Origin of the sequence: Chromobacterium subtsugae (assembly GCF_035919665.1) — a bacterium.
Classification (GTDB): domain Bacteria; phylum Pseudomonadota; class Gammaproteobacteria; order Burkholderiales; family Chromobacteriaceae; genus Chromobacterium; species Chromobacterium subtsugae.
In genome coordinates, this window is sequence record NZ_CP142381.1 from 618,075 (window position 1) to 633,505 (window position 15,431).

Genomic DNA, 15,431 nt, shown 5'->3' on the forward strand with positions numbered 1-15,431 from the left:
GTGTGAAAGGGCCAGGGCCCGCGTTCAGGCGTCTATCTTAGCCAGTTTGGCGGCAAAGCGCGCGAGATGCGGCTCGCTGGCGGGAGGCATCTGGTCGAAATCAAACCAGCGCGCTTCGCGGAATTCTTCCTGGCCATGGCGCAGCGGCAGGGAGCGCGAAATCGGCAGCGCATACCATAGCGTCACATCGGTATGGCCGCCGGCGACTTTGGTGCAAGTGAGAAACGAGGCGGCTGGCACCGGCAAGCCTTTCACGCCCAGTTCTTCGAACAGCTCGCGGACCACCGTATCGCGCGGGTGCTCGCCGGGTTCAGCGTGGCCGCCGGCTGGCAGCCACAAGCCGGCGATGCGATGGTCCACCAGCAGCAGGCCGGCATCGTCCTTCAGCGCGAAATAGGTCGACAAATGCACCGGCGGCGTGGCCGGCTTCGCTCGCCGCCACAATTCCGCGCCGGAGTCTATCCAATCCAGCGCGGCCTGGCGGTGTTGGGCCTCCAGCGCGTCCAGTGGCGTGATGGCGGCCACCTCGGCGCGGATGGCCGCGCGCGCATCCAGGCTCACGCCTCGTCCTCGGTCTGCATCTGCTGCAGCAGGTACAGCCGCTGGTAGATGCCGCCCAGCTGCATCAGCTGCTCGTGGTCGCCGGTTTCGGCGATGCGGCCGTGGTTCAGCACGATGATGGCGTCGGCGTCGCGGATGGTGGACAGGCGGTGGGCGATGGAGATCAGGGTGATCTTGCCGGCCAGCTTGGCCAGCGCCTGCTGCACCAGCCGCTCGGTCTCGCTGTCGATGTGCGAGGTGGCCTCGTCCAGCAGCAGGATGCGCGGCTTGCCGGCCAGCGCGCGGGCGATGGCGATCAGCTGCTTCTGGCCGCTGGACAGCCGCGCGCCGCTCTCGCCCATATCGCTGTCGTAGCCGTTCTCCAGCGACAGGATCAGCTCGTGCACGCCGGCGGCGCGGGCGGCTTCCTCGATTTCGCTCTGCGGCAGGTTGCGGCCCATGTCGATGTTTTCGCGGGCGCTGGCGGCCAGCAGGAACGGGTCTTGCGGCACCAGGCCGACGCCGGCGCGGAAGGCGGCGTCGCCGATATCGTCCAGCGGCTGGCCGTCGATCAGGATTTGTCCCTGCTGCGGCCGGTAGAAGCGCAGCAGCAGCGACAGCAGCGTCGATTTGCCGCTGCCGGTGTGGCCGACGATGCCGACGAAGCCGCCGGCCGGAATCTCCAGGCTCAGCTCGTGCAGCACCGGGTGTTCCGGCTGGTAGCCGAAGCGCAGGCCGCGGAAGCTGACCGCGCCGGCGGCGATGGCGCCGTCGGCGGCCGACTGCGGCGCGGCGGTTTCCCGCAGCAGGTGGCTGACGCGGCTGGCCGCCACCACCGCCTGTTGCAGCTGGCCGAACTGCAAGGTGATCTGGATCAGCGGCTCCACCACCCGGCCGATGTAGCCGACGAAGGCGTACAGCACGCCGATTTCCACCCCGCCCAGCTCGCGCTGGCCGTAGCTGTAGATCACCGCGATCAACAGCAGCACGTTCAACAGGTCCAGCGCCGGGCGCAGCAGCCAGGCGTTGGCGTTCAATTCGCGCAGCCGCGCCTGGTAATAACGCTGGTTGGTGTCGTCGAAGCGGGAGACGAAGCGGCTCTCGGCGTTGCTGGCCTGCAGCACGGCGATGCCGGCTATCGATTCCGCCATCTGCGCGTTGATGTCGCTGCGCAGCGCGCGGGCGCGCGCCACCGACGGCGCGCTCAGCCGCTGGTACAGCCAGACGATGAAGAAAGTGGCCGGGAACAGCAGCAGCGTCACCAGCATCAGCCGCCAGTCCAGCCAGGCCATCGCCGCCAGCGCGCCCAGCACCACGATGCTGCTGTTGAGGATGACGAACAGCGCCTGCACGTACAGCGCTTTGACCGACTCGGTGTCGTTGGTGACGCGGCTGACCAGCTGGCCGGTGATGGCCTGGTCGAAGAAGGCCATCGGCAGCCGGATCACATGGCCGTACACCCGCTCGCGCAGGCGCAGCACCGCGCGCATGGCCACGCCGGCCAGCCGCACCAGCTGCCGGTAGCGCAGCACGGCGGCGATGACGCCCAGCGCCAGGCTGCCGGCCAGCAGGCCGACGACGGGCGACCATTCCAGCCGGTGCGGCAGCAGGTAGCTGTCGATGAAGATCTTGCCCAGCAGCGGCGCGGCCGCTTCCAGCAGGGCGGCGATCAGCAGCCAGCCGCCGCCCAGCCACAGATGGCGCAGGTCGGGGCGGGCGGCGTCGGTCAGCAGGGCGACGGCCTCGCGGCTTTGGGTGCGGGTGGCGTCAGATTTCATCCAGGCTGGCCTCCAGTTGTTGATAGCGCCATTGGCTGGCGTACCAGCCGTCGCGTTGCAGCAGTTGCTCGTGGCTGCCTTGTTCGGCGATGCGGCCGTGGTGCAGCGCTACGATGTGGTCGGCGTCGGCCACCGCCGACAGCCGGTGGCTGACGATGATCACGCTGCGGCCGCGCCGCGCTTCGCGCAGGTGCTGCAGGATTTGCGTCTCGGTCTGGGTATCCACCGCCGACAAGGCGTCGTCCAGCAGCAATAGCGGCGCGTCGGCCAGCAGCGCGCGGGCGATGGCGACGCGCTGGCGCTGGCCGCCGGACAGCGCCACGCCCTTTTCGCCCACCGGGGTGGCGTAGCCCTGGGGCAGGCGCAGGATGTCGTCGTGCACCGCCGCCAGGCGCGCCACGCGCTCGATGTCGGCCTGGCTGGCGTCGGGCCGAGCCAGCGCGATGTTTTCCGCCACGCTGGCGGAAAACAGAAAGGCCTCTTGCGGCACCCAGCTGATGGCGGCGCGCAGCGTCGCCAGGCGATAGTCGGCGATGTCGGCGCCGTCCCAGCGGATGGCGCCCTGCTGCAGCGGATATTGCCGCAGCAACAGCTTCAGCAGCGTGGACTTGCCGCTGCCGGTGGGGCCGACCACCCCCAGCGTGCGCCCCGGCGGCAGGTCGATCGAAACCTGGCTCAGCGCGGCGGCGGCCTCGGGCGCGTAATGGAAGGTCAGACTGTCGAAATGCAGCGCGCCGGGGACGAGCTCGGCGCGGCCGCCGGCGTCGGCGACGTCCGGCTCGGCCTCCAGCGCCGGCTGCAGCCGCTGCCAGGCGGCCGAGCCGCGCTGCAGCAGCGACAGCACCCAGCCGGCGGCGAACATCGGCCAGATCAGCTGCACCAGATACATATTGAAGCTGGTCAGCGCGCCTATGGTCAGCTGGCCATGCCATACCAGGTAGCCGCCGACCGACAGCGCGATGACCGAGGCGCTGACCAGCGACACGCCGACAGCCGGCTCGAACGCCGCCTCCCAGCGCTGCGCTTCGAAACTGCTGTCGGCGGCGGCGGCGGCCAGCCGCGACAATTCGGCGTCGTTGCGCGCCTCCAGCCCCAGCGAGCGCAGCGTGCGCACGCCGCTCAATGTTTCCTGCACGTGGTCGTTCAGCCGACCGAAGCGCGACAGCGCCTCGCCCCATTCGCGGTGGATGTGGTTGGAAATGCGGGAGAAAGCCCAGGCCATGAAGGGGAAGGGCAGCAAGGCCGCCAGCGCCAGCCGCCAATCCACGCTCAGCGTCATCATCGCCAGCACCAGCACCAGGGTCAGCAGGCCGTCGAAGCCGGCCAGTATCGCCTCGCCGGCGGCCATCTCCACCGAATCGATGTCATTGGTGGCGCGCGCCATCAGGTCGCCGGTGCGCTGGCGCTGGAAAAACGCCGGCCCCTGGCGCGACAGCTGGCGGTACAGCCGGGTGCGCAGCTCCACGCCCAACTGGTAGGAGGTGGAAAACAGCTGCAGCCGCCAGCCCACGCGCAGAAAATAGATGGCCAGGCCCATGGCCAGCAGCTTGGCCAGCTCCCGCAGCAGATCGCCGCCGGCCAGCCGGTGCGCCACCAGCGCGTCGACGATGCGGCCGACTTCGCGCGGGATCATCACGGTCAGCGCCGCCACCGCCGCCAGCATCAGCGCGGCCAGACAGTAGGGGCGCAGATGGCGCAGGACGAAGGAAAACAGCAGGCGGGGCAGGCTCATGGGCGGGTCTTGGCGGCGCGGCGGTTTGAGAGTGCACATTCTATGCAAAGGCCATTGTCATGGCCAGCGGCGCGATGGCGTCCGGCAGATTTCGGTATAGCCGATAGGCGTTCAGGCCGGCCGCTCCAGTTGCTCGCGGAACAGCGCGGCGATCAGGTCGCCCTGGCCCACCAGGCCCAGCAGCCGGCCATCGGCGTCCACCACCATGCTGCGCGCCACGCCGCGGTCGGCGAACGGGTGGATCAGCCGCTCGATCGGGTCGTCCGGGCTTGAGGTGTGCGGACGCGGGTCCATCCATTGCCCGACGCGGGCGTCGGGACGGACGGCTTCGGCCAGCAGCCCGCGCAGGGTGATTTCGCCCAGCAGCCTGCCGTCGGACGCGGTGACCGGCAGCGCTTCGAAACGGTGGGCTCGCAACAAAGCCAGCGCGTCGGCGCAGCGGGCGTCGGCGCCTACGCTCAGCACCTCGCGCGCCATGAAGTCGGCGCAGCGCAGCGCGCCGAAGCGGCGCTGGTGGAGCCTTTCCTCGGCGCGCTGCAGGATGTCCTCCAGATCGTCCTCGCTGACGTCCACCACTTCGCCGCGCTCCGCCAGCGCGGCGTGCAGGTCGGCGCGGCTGACGCCGACGCGCTCGCTGGGGGTGGGCGCCGCGGACTGGTTATGCGGGTAACGGCGGCCGGCCAGGCGATTGAACAGCAGCGCCGCCGCGGCCAGCAGCAGCGAATTGAGCAGCACAGGATGCCAGACGAAGCCGTAGCCCAGCCTGGCCACCGCCGGGCCGCCCAGCACCGCGGTCAGCGCCACCGCGCCGCTGGGCGGATGCAGGCAGCGCAGCGGGAACATCAGCGCGATGGCGAGGGCGGCGGCCGCGCCGGCGGCCAGCGCCGGGTCGCCGATCAGCCGCGCGCAGCTCACCCCCACCAGCGACGCGCACAGATTGCCGCCGATGATGGACCAGGGCTGGGCCAGCGGGCTGGCCGGCACCGCGAACAGCAGCACCGCCGACGCGCCCATCGGCGCGATGAACCAGGGATTGGCCTCGCCCAGCGCGTGGCGGCTGAGCCAGGCGGCGGCGATCAGGCCGAAAGCCGCGCCCAGGCTGCCGGCCAGCCGGTCACGCGGGCTGGCTGCGATGGCTTGCGGCCAGAAGCCGCGCAGCCAGTCGCCGCAGTGCCGTTTCAGATGTCGCATCGTGGTGTGGTTCCATGCCGTTTGCGGCCGTGACCGGCATATATATCATATTGTGATGCATATTGCAGGCTAAGGCGCGGTCGGGTATAAATATCATATTATGATATATGTGGAGCGTGGAAACGCCATGGAACACACCGCCGCGCCGGCTGTCGGCATGGGCAAGCAGCAATACGAGGCCTTGTCGGAATTCCGCTATCAGCTGCGCCGCTTCCTGCATTTCAGCGAAGAGGCGGCTAAAAGCGAGGGACTGACGCCGCAGCAATACCTGCTATTGCTGCATGTGCGCGGGGTGCCGGGGCGCGATTGGGCGACGGTGGGCGAACTGGCCGAGCGGCTGCAGATCCTGCATCACGGCGCGGTGGCGCTGCTGACCCGCTGCGAGGAACTGGGCCTGGTGGCGCGGCGCAAGAGCGAGCACGACCGCCGCCAGGTGGAGGTGCATCTGACCGCGGCCGGCGAAGGCCATCTCGCGCGGCTGGCGGCGCGGCACGAGGCGGAGCTGCGCTCGCTGCGCGACGTGTTCCGGGTGTCGCGCATCACCGCCTTCAACGACGGGGACGGCGGCAAATGAGCGCGGCGCGGCGCGATTATTCGGTGGACCGGCGGCTGCTGTTGCTGTCCGGACTGGCCTTGCTGGCCGGCGCGGTCAGCACGCTGGCGGCGGCGGCGCTGCTGGACCTGATCCGGCTGTGCACCAATCTGTTCTATTACCAGACGCTGTCGCTGGCCGATCGCGGGCCGGCCGGCCACGCGCTGGGCGCCTGGGCCATCGCCGCGCCGGTGGCGGGCGGGCTGCTGGTGGGCTTGATCGCGCGCTACGGCAGCGACAAGATCCGCGGCCACGGCATTCCGGAGGCGATGGAGGCCATCCTGTTCGGCCAGAGCCGGATGTCGCCCAAGGTGGCGCTGCTCAAGCCCTTGTCGTCCGGCATCGTCATCGGCAGCGGCGGGCCGTTCGGCGCCGAAGGCCCCATCATCATGACCGGCGGCTCCTTGGGCTCGCTGCTGGCGCAGCGCCTGCACCTGACCGCGGCGGAGCGCAAGACGCTGCTGGTGGCCGGCGCCTGCGCCGGCATGACCGCCGTGTTCGGCACGCCGGTGGCGGCGATGCTGCTGGCGGTGGAGCTGCTGCTGTTCGAACTGCGGCCGCGCAGCCTGCTGCCGGTGGCGCTGGCTTGCGCCTGCGCCGGCTTTCTGCGCGGGCTGTGCTTCGCCGCCGGGCCGCTGTTTCCGCTGAGCACGCCGCCGGCCACGCTGGCGGCGCTGGGCTCCTGCCTGTTGGCCGGCCTGGCCTGCGGCGCCCTGGCGGCCTTGCTGACCTGGGGGCTGTACCGGGTGGAGGACGGCTTCGGCAAGCTGCGCCTGCACTGGATGTGGTGGCCGGCGCTGGGCGGGCTGGCGGTCGGCATCGGCGGCAGGCTGCAGCCGCGCGCGCTGGGGGTGGGCTACGACGTGATCGGCGACCTGCTGCACAACCGGCTGCTGCTGGGCGCGCTGCTGGCGCTGTTGGCGGTGAAAGCCGTGATCTGGCTGCTGGCGCTGGGCTCGGGCACCTCGGGCGGCGTGCTGGCGCCCTTGCTGATGCTGGGGGCCGGCCTGGGCGCGGCGCTGGCGCCGGCCTTGCCGGGCGGTTCGCCGGAATTATGGGCGCTGGCCTGCATGGCGGGGGTATTGGGCAGCGTGCTGGGCGCGCCGCTCGCCGCCATCGTGTTCGCCTTCGGCCTGACCGGCGACGCCACGGCGCTGTTGCCGCTGACGCTGACCACCGCCGTCGCCTGCGCGGTGACGGCGCTGGCGCTGAAACGGTCGATCATGACCGAGAAGATCGCCCGCCGCGGTCTGCACATCCACCGCGAGTACAGCGTCGATCCCTTGGAGCGGCTGAACGTGGCCGACGTGATGACGCGCGCGGCGGTGGCGATAGACGGCGCGCTGCCGGCGGCGGACGCCTGGCGCCAATTCTTCGGCCCGCGCGGCCATAACGGCTATCCGGTGCTGCGCGACGGCAAGGTGGTGGGGGTGCTGCTGCGCCGGCGGCTGCAGGAGGCGGCGGCCAGCCGCCAGCCCTGCGTGGTGTGGGCGGAGCCGCTATCCGGCGATCAGGCGCTGCTGGCCGGCATGAGCGCGCGCCACGCGGCCGGGCGGATGGCGCAATTGGGCGTCGGCCGGCTGCCGGTGGTGGACGGCCCGGACAGCATGCGGCTGGTCGGCATCGTGTCGCTGGCCGATCTGCTGGCCAATAGCCACTTGCTGCTGCGCGAGGAAACGGTGCGCGAACGCCTGCGCTGACCGGCTTACTGCAGGTAAATGCCCTGGCGCGGGGCAGGCTCGTCCAGCAGCGGCAGGCCTTGCATCTCGCGCAGCGACGACTCGATGCCGTGGCACAGCGCGGCCAGCGGCAGGTCGTTGCCTTCGAAGCCGAACGGGTCTTCCAGCTCTTCCGCGATCTGCTCCAGCGCGAAATAGGTGTAGGAGATGAACACCGCGATCGGCGGCGTCAGCCAGCCTATGCTGCTGACCAGCCCCGCCGGCAGCAGCAGGCAGTACAGGGTGACGGTGCGGTTGAGCAGCACTCGGTATGTGAAGGGAATGGGCGTGGTGGCGATGCGCTCGCAGCCGCCCAGCACTTCCGACAGGGTATTCAGGCTGCGGTCCAGCGCCTGCCATTGCCGCTCGCTGAGCGCGCCTTCGCGCTGCAGGCGGGCGGCTTCCTCGCCCAGCCACAGCAGAATCAAAGCCGGGCGATAGCGGCCGGCGCGCACCCGCTGGAACACGTCGGCCGGCAGCAGCCTTTCCAGCGGCGCGTCGTCCTGCTGGCCGCGCACCTGTTCCTTCAAGGCGTAGGCGAAGGCGCAGCAGCCGTCGGCCACACGCCGGCTGTCCGGCCCGGCGCCGGTCAGCGAAATCATCTGCCGCGCCAGCGAGCGGCTGGCGATCACCAGGCTGCCCCACAGCTTGCGCGCTTCCCAGAAGCGGTCGTAACTCACCGAATTGCGAAAGCCCAGGAAGATGGCCAGCGACACCCCCAGCAGTGTGAAGGTGGGGATGCTCAGCGCCGAATCGGCCAGGCTGGTCAGCCACCAATGGCGAATGGAGGAGGCGAGGATGGCCAGCGCGAAAACCAGCAGCAACCGCGGCAGGATGCGCGGCAGCACCGAACCGTGCCAGACGAACAGCAGACGGAACCAGGAGGAGGTGTTGCGGACGATCATGGCGCGGGCTGCGGGGGGATGATGCTGAATGTTACACAATTATCCGCGTATTGACTGTATCGGCGCGTCCACGCCGCGTCAGGATTTGGCGGCGTCGCCGAAGGTCACCAGCGTGTCGTCCGGCCACTCGACCGCGTCCAGCGGCAGTGAATACAGGTATTCGCGCGGGTATGGCCAGGACGCGCCGTTTTGCGCGCCGCCGCCGTGCAGCCAGCCGGCTGGCAGCGTCAGCCTATGCTCGCCGTGCGCCAGCTGGATGGCGGCCAGCGGATGCTTGGCGATGAACAGGTAGCGCGCCGGCTGCGGCTGGCCGGTGGCGCGGGCCCATTGCAGCCGGTGCATCGCGTGCCATTGCGCCAGCAGGGCCAGCGAGGCGCCGCGCAGGCAATCGCCCATCTGTTCCAGGCAGTCGGCCTGGCGCGCCGGCGGCAGGCAATTGGCGCGCGGCTCCTGCGGATTGAGGCCGCTTTGCTGGTCCACCAGGCATTCCAGCCGCAAATCGCCCAGCCGGCGGCTGTGCGGCGGCAGGCCGGGGCTGCGGATGTCCGGCCGCCAGGCCAGCGGCCCGGCATGGTTGTCCGGCGCCGCCACGATGCTTTGGCCGTCGGACAGCGCGGTGGGGTTGAAGGTGGAGTCCGGCGTCAGCGGCAAGGGCATCTGGCCGGCCGGGCTTTTCAGCCACAGCGTCAACGCGCCGCCGCCGCCGTGCAGCACGCGAAAGCGCAGGCTGGCGCGCGGCGCCAGCTCGCGCTGCTGCTCGAACACCGCCACGCCGTGGTTGAACACCGCGGCGGGGCGGTTGGCGGCATGGGCGGCGTCGCTAGCGTCGGCGGCGCGAAGCGGCGCGCAGGCGAACGACAGCAGGGCGGCCGCCATCAGGATAAGGTTGGCGCGAGCGATGGGTTTCACGGAGCGTGTGCCATTCGGACATGGCTTGTAGTGGTGTGGAGCCATGATATCACAGCGGAATGACAGTTGATTTTCCGCTTGCCGAGCATGGCGAGCGGCAAGTTTGCGGCGTATGGTTATTTATTTGAAATAAAGAATGGATATGAAAAATGGCGAGCCTCATCGCCATGGCATGGCTGAATAAAGAGGGGGAATATAATATCCGCCCATTAAATAAGAGAAATGTAAAACCGCCATTACAAAGTTTGATTCGAATTAATAGCTGGTTTATAGTTTGCGCCATTATCCACAAAGCAAAGGTTCATCGTGAACAACGACGGCAGTAGTCGATCTTCGATCGCCACGCCGCTTTGCCGGATTCCGCAGAACTGATTTCTTCTGCCGCATCCTGCAAAGCCAGGATGCGGATGCCCATGGCCATCGGCCAGATCGCGCCCTTCCCGATTCCGCCCCTGCGGCGGCGACGCACCCAGGCCTCGCTGCGCCTATGTCGTGTCGTTATCTCGTTGTTCCTGAACATTAAATAATTTCCCTCGCTCCGGGCGCAGCGCCCGCGGCAGGGTTTCATTTCTACACCACACGGAGGCAGCGATGCCAGAAGAGCCAGAACCTCGACCGTGTCGGCCCGCGCGCCCAGCCGCCTGATCCCGCCTTTTCGGCGGCCGGCGCAGCGCCCGGCCGACCCCGCCCATTCAGTTTGCGCAATGCCTGATGCATGGCTGCTTTTGAATTTCCATTCAATGGCCTGGCATCGGTTTTTAATTGGCTTGTCGACTGATAAAACCACCCCGTATTCAATATTGCGGAAGAAATAAACATCGCCAGCGCGAATAGGGCGATGCGGCTTGTCGCGCCTCATTCATTGCGGCAAGCATTTCTTCCCCCGGCGCGCCGGTGTTATCGGCCGCGCCGCGGACATTCGCACAGGACCAAGCGATGAACCAGGAACAACTGCAAGTATCGATCCGCGCCCAGCTGCGCGCTTTTGACGACCAGGCTTTCGACCGGCTGACCCGCGCGCTGCCGCTGGCCGACGTGGTGGAGGCGCTGGGTGCGCATCCGCCGGAGGCGGTGTCGCGCTTGCTGCAGGCGATGCGGCCCAAGCTGGCCGCCGACGTGCTGGCGCTGCTGCCGGCCGAGCAGCAGGACGAGCTGCTGCAGCGGCTGCCGCAGCCGGCGGTGGTGGCGGTGTTCGAGCGCCTGCCGTCCGACCTGCGCGCCGACCTCTACAAGCGGCTGAGCCAGAACGAGCAAAGCCGGCTGCTGCCGGCGCTGGGGCGGATGGTGCGCGACGACATTCTCAAGCTGGCCAGCTATGGCGAGGACACGGTGGGTTCGGTCACCAGCTCCGACTACGCCGCCATCTCGCCGCAGCTGACCGCGGCGGAGGCGATGGCCGCGCTGCGCGCCGGCGACCGGCAGCAGATCGAGGTGATCTACATCGTCGGCCACGAGCACCAGCTGCTGGGCACGCTGCCGCTGCGCGAGCTGGTGCTGGCGCCGCTGGAAACCAGCGTGGCCGAGCTGATGCAGCACAATCCGGCCTACGCCGAGGCCGGCTGGGCGCGCCACCGCGCCGCCGACCTGATCCGCCATTACGAGCTGCTGGCGCTGCCGGTGCTGGACGAGGCGCAGCGGATGATAGGCATCGTCACCATCGACGACGCGATGGACATCGAGCGCGAGGACGACACCGGCCGGCTGGCCAGCTTCGGCGGCGCCGCGCCGCTGGACAAGGGCAATCTGGACGTGGTGCATTCCAGCGTCCGGCGCATGTTCTCGGTGCGGGTGTTCTGGCTGCTGATCCTGACGGTGTTCGGCGCCATCACCAGCACCTTCGTCGCCCAGCAGGAAGAGCTGCTGAGCAATGTGGTGATTCTGGCCGCCTTCATCGCGCCCATCGTCGACATGGGCGGCAACGCCGGCAGCCAGTCGGCCACGCTGGTGATCCGCTCGATGGCGCTGGGCCAGCTCAAGCTGAACTGGCGCGACGTCGCCTTCGTCATCCGGCGCGAACTGCCGGTGGCGGCGGCGCTGGGCGTGGCGGTGGCGCTGCTGGACATGGTGCTGTCGCACTTCAGCAAGGGCGTCGGCGCCGACATCCTGCTGGTGGTGGGCCTGAGCATGATGCTGTGCACGCTGGCCGGCGGCGTGATCGGCGCGATGCTGCCCTTCCTGGCCAAGCGCCTGGGCACCGACCCGGCCACGCTCAGCTCGCCGCTGATCACCTCCATCATGGACATGCTGGGCGTGTTCATCTACTTCGGCTTGGCCTACGCCTTCCTGGGCCACCTGCTGGCCTGATAAACCGGGCTCCAGGCCATCCCGCCCCGGATGGCCTCTTTGGCGCGCTCAATCCCAATTGAGCGCGCCTTTTTTCCATTCGTAGACAAAGCCCACGGTGAGGATGGCGAGGAACACCGCCATCGCGCCCAGGCCGAACAGGCCCAGCCCGTCTTTCAGCGTCACCGCCCACGGAATCATGAAGGCCACTTCCAGATCGAACAGGATGAATAGGATGGCCACCAGGTAGTAGCGGACGTCGAAGCGCATCCGCGCGTCCTCAAACGCGGCAAAGCCGCATTCGTACGGCGACAATTTTTCCGCATCCGGCCGGTTGGGGCCCAGCAGCTTGCCCAGCAGCAGCGGCACGACGCCGACCAGCAGGCCGATCAGAATGAACAACAGGATGGGGAAGTAGTTTTGCAGCATGTGGCGGCTTTCCTGCGCAAGATGGCGAAACAGGAATAGACCGCCGCCGGCCGCCGAGTGCCGGCGCAAACGGTAAAAGTTTGGTAAAACCCGCGGGGCATGGCCCGCCTGGCCATAACAAAGGCCATCCTGCTGGGATGGCCTGAGTTGATGTTGTCGCGCAGAGCGCTGGCAATCTGGCGTCGCTGCCGCCTGTCGTCTCGCAGTGTGACCGTTGCCGGAGTCCTGGCCGGAATAGCGGTCTGGTGGGTGCTGCGGATGGCGGTGTGGCGCGGCGCAACCAATCAAAGTGCGGGATCGGAAGGTTCGCCTGAGTTTGCCGCTATGCATCGCTCCATGGTGAGATGATCGGGACTGCTTGTGCCTTATATCGGTCTTTTATAGCTGGCCTAAATAGCTGTTTTCGTTATTTTTTGTTACGGCTGGTACGCTTCTTGTCTGGCCGCTTGGCCTTTGTCCAGCTGGCCATGCTGCCACGCCGCCATCCTTCCGGTTTCCCTGCGCTGCTGTTACGGTTATGCCGTCGTCAAAATGCGAATGGGAGCGAATGTGAAATCGATACTGGCTTTGGCCTGCCTGCAACTGTCGCTGGCGCTGCTGCCGCTGGGCGCGCGGGCGGAAGCGCCGCTGGGCGCGGCGCAGCAAAAGACGAATTACCAGGCGGCGCGCGCTTATTACCAGCAGCTGCTGGCCGACAAGGGACGGGTGGCCGAACTGGGCATGCTGATGAACATGCTGCCCAAGGGCGGCGATCTGCATCACCACTACACCGGCGCGCTGTACGCCGAAACCTATCTGGACTGGGTGGACAAGCAGAAGTACTGCGTCTACCAGGCCACGCTGAGAATAGAAACCAAGCCGGAGCAGGCGCAGCCGGGCGCGCCCTGCCTGAGCGGCAGCCAGATCAAGGACGACAACGCGCTGTACCGCAAGTTGCTGACGCTTTGGTCGGACAAGGATTTCGACAACCACAGCCATGACCAGCCGCCGCCGGACAAGCAGTTTTTCGATACCTTCGGCTATTTCGGCGGCGTTTCCGGCTATTCGCCGCGCGAAGGCCTGCAACTGCTGAAAACGCGGGCCAAGGCGGAAAACCTGCAATATCTGGAAACCATGCTGCGCGGCGCGCCGTCCGGCAACAGCGCGCTGGCCGCCAATCTGGACAGCCTGGCCCCGGACGCCGCCCCGGCCGCCATCGAGCAGGCGCTGGGCCTGGCCGCGGCGGCGCTGGCGGCCGACGCCTCCACCGCCGAGCAAGTCCAGCGTTACCGGCAGGATCTGGCCGGCTTCGCCCAGGGCATGGACGACGACGACTTCACGCTGCGCTTCCAGACCTATGTCTCGCGCAACAACAAGCCGTCGGCCACCTTCGCCGGCCTCTACGCCGGCTTCGCCGCCGCGCACGACAACCCGCTGGTGGTGGGGCTGAACATCGTCGGCCCGGAAAACGGCATTGTGGCGATGCGCGATTACGCGCTGCACATGCGCATGATCCATTTCCTCAAACAGCGCTTTCCCGATGTGAAGCTGGCGCTGCACGCCGGCGAGCTGGTGCTGGGCATGGTGCCGCCGGAGGGCCTGCGCGACCATATCCGGCTGGCGGTGGAGCTGGCTGGCGCGCAGCGGATAGGCCACGGCATTGACGTCGGCCACGAAAGCCGGCCGGACAGCCTGCTGAACGAGATGCGCCGCCGCGACGTGGCGGTGGAAATCAACCTCACCAGCAACCAGTTCATCCTGGGCGTGCAGGGCGCCGCGCATCCCATCCTGCTGTACCGCAAGTACGGCGTGCCGTTCGTGATCTCCACCGACGACGAAGGCGTGTCGCGCAGCGACATCAGCAATGAATACCTGCTGTACGTCAGCCGCTACCAGCCCTCGTACGACGAACTGAAGCGCACCGTCTACAACAGCATCCGCTATGCTTTCCTCAGCCCGGCGGACAAGGCGCGACAACGGCAGCGGCTGGACCAGCGCTTCGCCCAGTTCGAGGCGCGGGCGGCGGCCTTGCGCAAGATGGGGCGCTGACGCGGCGGTGGGCCGCCCCGCCTGTTTGAGCGGGGAGGCGGCGGGGGAATCAGCGCGGCGGGAGCCGGCTGATTTCCATCACGCCGCCGATCTCGCTGTAATAGAAAAAGTCTGACTCATTGTCTTTCAGCCAGGCAATGCCGGCGCGAACGCGCTTGGGCACCTGGCAAAACAGATCGTCGCCATTGCTGGCGCATTGCGCCGCCGCGCTGCCCGCCGCCGGCCATCCCATTTTTTGCCAGAAAACGGCCCGTTCCTCTGCCGATAAGCTGTGCAGCAATACAGGCGCGGTCCCGGCATTGCCGCTCAACGCGAGTCCATCGCCAACCTTGCGTATGTTCCAGACGGGTTCGCCAGCTTGCGCGGTGTATTCGTGGCCGTATACGCCGGCCGGAAAGTCCTGAGCCTGGACGAAGCCGCAGCACAGCAGCAGGAAGGTGGCGATGAGGGGTTTCATGGGCGGCGCCGCTTGATGTGAAACGGCGGATTATGACGATAAACAGGCCGACGGGCCATGGGCGGCGTGACGCAGCCGCGCTGTGAATGGGGCTCGTTGCCGTGGCGTCAGCAAGCGTAGGGTGCATACCCGGCTAGAAACCTGCCGATGCAGCCGCCTTTCCCGCGTGGCATTGCGCCGTCTCCAAGCTTCGCCAAAACCAAAACAGCCAGCCCATTGAAGCGGGCTGGCTGTTGTGTTTACGAGGCGGGGTTTAGAGCACGCGGGTAAGCAGCGTTAGCGACTCATGCATGCGCTTGTCCAGCGGCGACAGCAACTCCGTGATGCGGCTGGATGGCAGGCGCACATCATCTCCCAGGCAAGCCAGCAAATCGATCACGGATTGCAAGCCCAACTGGCCATGGGACAGGTGGCAAATGGACTCCACCACCGCCTGCTCGATGTCGTGGCACAAATGCGCGACGCGCGCGGCCGGCTCTCTAACCATGGATTGATCCTGGCCGGCCAATTGCGCCTGCAAGGCGGCAAAGGCTTCGTGCAGCCGGGTCATCGCCAGCAGGCTGGGCGGATGCGTGGGGGCTTGGTTGTGCAGCAGCCAGCGGCTGCGGGCGGGATGACGGTTCTTCAGGGAAAGCGCGAGGTGCGACGGACTGCGGGTGATGCAAGGCATGGCAAAACCCTCCTGGATAGGTGCTTAACCCTGCCAACCCCAACGCCAAGTAGGGGTGGCAGGCACATGGCGGGATTGGCGTACCGATCCAGGAGCGGCACATCATAGATGCTCCCACCATGGCCCGCCATAGAGGACGTGCAATGGTGTACGGACGCGACAAGGCTCAGCCTTGCACAGAAGTCCGCCTGAATGCGGG

The 15,431-nt window shown here is 67.7% G+C and carries 14 protein-coding genes; 4 read left to right on the forward strand and 10 right to left on the reverse strand.

What is annotated here, in order from left to right:
• Positions 1 to 24: 24 nt before the first annotated feature.
• The 4 genes from U6115_RS03050 to U6115_RS03065 form a co-directional block, all read right to left on the reverse strand.
• A complete protein-coding gene (locus U6115_RS03050; protein WP_043578435.1) occupies positions 25 to 561 on the reverse strand; it encodes an NUDIX domain-containing protein in 537 nt (178 codons plus the stop codon).
• Positions 558 to 2,318 (reverse strand): ABC transporter ATP-binding protein, encoded by a 1,761-nt coding sequence (locus tag U6115_RS03055; RefSeq protein WP_043578440.1) that lies wholly within the window; start codon positions 2,316 to 2,318, stop codon positions 558 to 560. Before U6115_RS03055 ends, U6115_RS03050 begins: the two co-directional genes overlap by 4 nt.
• Positions 2,308 to 4,050 (reverse strand): ABC transporter transmembrane domain-containing protein, encoded by a 1,743-nt coding sequence (locus tag U6115_RS03060; RefSeq protein ID WP_043578443.1) that lies wholly within the window; start codon positions 4,048 to 4,050, stop codon positions 2,308 to 2,310. Before U6115_RS03060 ends, U6115_RS03055 begins: the two co-directional genes overlap by 11 nt.
• A 111-nt stretch (positions 4,051 to 4,161) precedes the next feature.
• A complete protein-coding gene (locus U6115_RS03065) occupies positions 4,162 to 5,241 on the reverse strand; it encodes an HPP family protein (RefSeq protein ID WP_043578446.1) in 1,080 nt (359 codons plus the stop codon).
• 127 nt (positions 5,242 to 5,368) lie between these two features.
• Between U6115_RS03065 and U6115_RS03070 the strand changes: the two genes are divergently transcribed.
• Together U6115_RS03070 and U6115_RS03075 are read left to right on the forward strand one after the other, a co-directional pair.
• Positions 5,369 to 5,815, forward strand: a complete 447-nt coding sequence (locus U6115_RS03070; protein WP_043578449.1) for a MarR family winged helix-turn-helix transcriptional regulator — start codon at positions 5,369 to 5,371, stop codon at positions 5,813 to 5,815.
• Positions 5,812 to 7,533 carry a chloride channel protein gene (locus U6115_RS03075; RefSeq protein ID WP_043578452.1) on the forward strand — a complete coding sequence of 574 codons (1,722 nt, stop codon included), beginning with the start codon at positions 5,812 to 5,814 and terminating at the stop codon, positions 7,531 to 7,533. The genes U6115_RS03070 and U6115_RS03075 overlap by 4 nt, the downstream gene beginning before the upstream one ends.
• A gap of 5 nt (positions 7,534 to 7,538) precedes the next feature.
• Here the strand turns inward: U6115_RS03075 and U6115_RS03080 are convergent, their stop codons facing one another.
• From U6115_RS03080 to U6115_RS03090, 3 genes are all read right to left on the reverse strand, one after another.
• A complete protein-coding gene (locus U6115_RS03080; RefSeq protein WP_043578455.1) occupies positions 7,539 to 8,456 on the reverse strand; it encodes a bestrophin family protein in 918 nt (305 codons plus the stop codon).
• A 78-nt stretch (positions 8,457 to 8,534) separates the two neighbouring features.
• Positions 8,535 to 9,365: a hypothetical protein gene (locus U6115_RS03085; protein ID WP_146008387.1), complete on the reverse strand. Its 831-nt coding sequence runs from the start codon at positions 9,363 to 9,365 to the stop codon at positions 8,535 to 8,537.
• Between the two features lie 301 nt (positions 9,366 to 9,666).
• Positions 9,667 to 10,224 (reverse strand): hypothetical protein, encoded by a 558-nt coding sequence (locus tag U6115_RS03090; RefSeq protein ID WP_146008386.1) that lies wholly within the window; start codon positions 10,222 to 10,224, stop codon positions 9,667 to 9,669.
• A gap of 77 nt (positions 10,225 to 10,301) precedes the next feature.
• Between U6115_RS03090 and mgtE the strand changes: the two genes are divergently transcribed.
• A complete protein-coding gene (mgtE, locus tag U6115_RS03095) occupies positions 10,302 to 11,669 on the forward strand; it encodes a magnesium transporter (protein ID WP_043578459.1) in 1,368 nt (455 codons plus the stop codon).
• Positions 11,670 to 11,717: 48 nt separating this feature from the next.
• On the opposite strand, the gene ndhC is transcribed toward mgtE, so the two are convergent.
• On the reverse strand, positions 11,718 to 12,077 hold the full coding sequence (ndhC, locus tag U6115_RS03100) for an NADH-quinone oxidoreductase subunit A (RefSeq protein WP_043578462.1): 360 nt from the start codon (positions 12,075 to 12,077) through the stop codon (positions 11,718 to 11,720).
• Positions 12,078 to 12,626: 549 nt separating this feature from the next.
• Here ndhC and U6115_RS03105 point away from each other — a divergent pair.
• Positions 12,627 to 14,105 carry an adenosine deaminase family protein gene (locus U6115_RS03105; protein WP_197465950.1) on the forward strand — a complete coding sequence of 493 codons (1,479 nt, stop codon included), beginning with the start codon at positions 12,627 to 12,629 and terminating at the stop codon, positions 14,103 to 14,105.
• Between the two features lie 49 nt (positions 14,106 to 14,154).
• On the opposite strand, the gene U6115_RS03110 is transcribed toward U6115_RS03105, so the two are convergent.
• Complete coding sequence (locus tag U6115_RS03110) at positions 14,155 to 14,562, reverse strand: hypothetical protein (protein ID WP_043578468.1); 408 nt, start codon at positions 14,560 to 14,562, stop codon at positions 14,155 to 14,157.
• A gap of 253 nt (positions 14,563 to 14,815) precedes the next feature.
• Positions 14,816 to 15,232 (reverse strand): DUF1484 family protein, encoded by a 417-nt coding sequence (locus U6115_RS03115; RefSeq protein ID WP_043578471.1) that lies wholly within the window; start codon positions 15,230 to 15,232, stop codon positions 14,816 to 14,818.
• Positions 15,233 to 15,431: the final 199 nt, after the last annotated feature.

Coding starts and splice junctions, on each gene's coding strand:
- U6115_RS03055 (WP_043578440.1), bottom strand. CDS start 2,318: ATGAAATCTGACGCCACCCGCACCCAAAGCCGCGAGGCCGTCGCCCTG.
- U6115_RS03060 (WP_043578443.1), bottom strand. CDS start 4,050: ATGAGCCTGCCCCGCCTGCTGTTTTCCTTCGTCCTGCGCCATCTGCGC.
- U6115_RS03065 (WP_043578446.1), bottom strand. CDS start 5,241: ATGCGACATCTGAAACGGCACTGCGGCGACTGGCTGCGCGGCTTCTGG.
- U6115_RS03070 (WP_043578449.1), top strand. CDS start 5,369: ATGGAACACACCGCCGCGCCGGCTGTCGGCATGGGCAAGCAGCAATAC.
- U6115_RS03075 (WP_043578452.1), top strand. CDS start 5,812: ATGAGCGCGGCGCGGCGCGATTATTCGGTGGACCGGCGGCTGCTGTTG.
- U6115_RS03080 (WP_043578455.1), bottom strand. CDS start 8,456: ATGATCGTCCGCAACACCTCCTCCTGGTTCCGTCTGCTGTTCGTCTGG.
- U6115_RS03090 (WP_146008386.1), bottom strand. CDS start 10,224: ATGAGGCGCGACAAGCCGCATCGCCCTATTCGCGCTGGCGATGTTTAT.
- mgtE (WP_043578459.1), top strand. CDS start 10,302: ATGAACCAGGAACAACTGCAAGTATCGATCCGCGCCCAGCTGCGCGCT.
- ndhC (WP_043578462.1), bottom strand. CDS start 12,077: ATGCTGCAAAACTACTTCCCCATCCTGTTGTTCATTCTGATCGGCCTG.
- U6115_RS03110 (WP_043578468.1), bottom strand. CDS start 14,562: ATGAAACCCCTCATCGCCACCTTCCTGCTGCTGTGCTGCGGCTTCGTC.
- U6115_RS03115 (WP_043578471.1), bottom strand. CDS start 15,232: ATGCCTTGCATCACCCGCAGTCCGTCGCACCTCGCGCTTTCCCTGAAG.